1 protein-coding gene is annotated in these 753 nt (G+C 70.3%); it reads right to left on the bottom strand.

Annotated elements, in window-relative coordinates:
• On the bottom strand, positions 1 to 753 hold a 753-nt coding region (locus ACLEQD_RS44645; protein WP_410391958.1), incomplete at both ends, for a condensation domain-containing protein.

The raw sequence follows: 753 nt of genomic DNA, 5'->3' as shown, positions 1-753 counted from the left end.
TGAGGTCGAACTTGGCGGAGCGAGCGTCGGAGGCGACCTGCTGGAAGGTGAGGCCAGGGACGCGCAGGTCCCCGGTGGGCGCGTTCTGCAGGGCGAACATCACCTGGAAGAGGGGGCTGCGGCTGGTGTCCCGCACGGGCTGGAGGACCTCCACCAGCTTCTCGAACGGAAGGTGCTGGTGCTCGTACGCCGCGAGTGTCGTGCCGCGCACCTGGGCGAGCAATTGCCGGAACGTGGCTTTCGGATCGACGTGGGCGCGCAGGACGAGGGTGTTGACGAAGAAGCCGATGAGGCCTTCGGTCTCCGCCTGGGTGCGGCCGGCGATGGGCGTGCCCACGCTGACATCGTCCTGGCCGGCGTAGCGTGACAAGAGGAGCTGGAAGCCCGCGAGCAGCACCATGAAGGGCGTGGCGCTCTCGCGCCGGGCCAGGGACTTGAGGGCCTGGGAGGCTTCGGGCGGAAGCTGAAGGGAGAGGGCCGCGCCCGCATGGGATTGGACGGACGGCCGAGGATGGTCCGTCAGCAACTCCAGCGCGGCGGGCGCACCCGCGAGCTGCTGCTTCCAGTAGCCGAGCTGCGCGTCCAGCGTCTCGCCCTGCAACCACTGGCGCTGCCACGCCGCGAAGTCCGCGTACTGCAGGGGCAGGGGGCTGAGGGCCGGCGCGGCGCCCTGGGTGAAGGCGGCGTAGAGCGTCACGAGCTCGCGCACGAGGACGCCCATGGACCAGCCGTCGGAGACGATGTGGTGCATCG

It is taken from the genome of Corallococcus sp. 4LFB, assembly GCF_046520365.1.
GTDB lineage: Bacteria > Myxococcota > Myxococcia > Myxococcales > Myxococcaceae > Corallococcus > Corallococcus caeni.
Note: the sequence above shows the minus strand (reverse complement) of the source record. Positions and strands in the feature narration are given on the sequence as shown.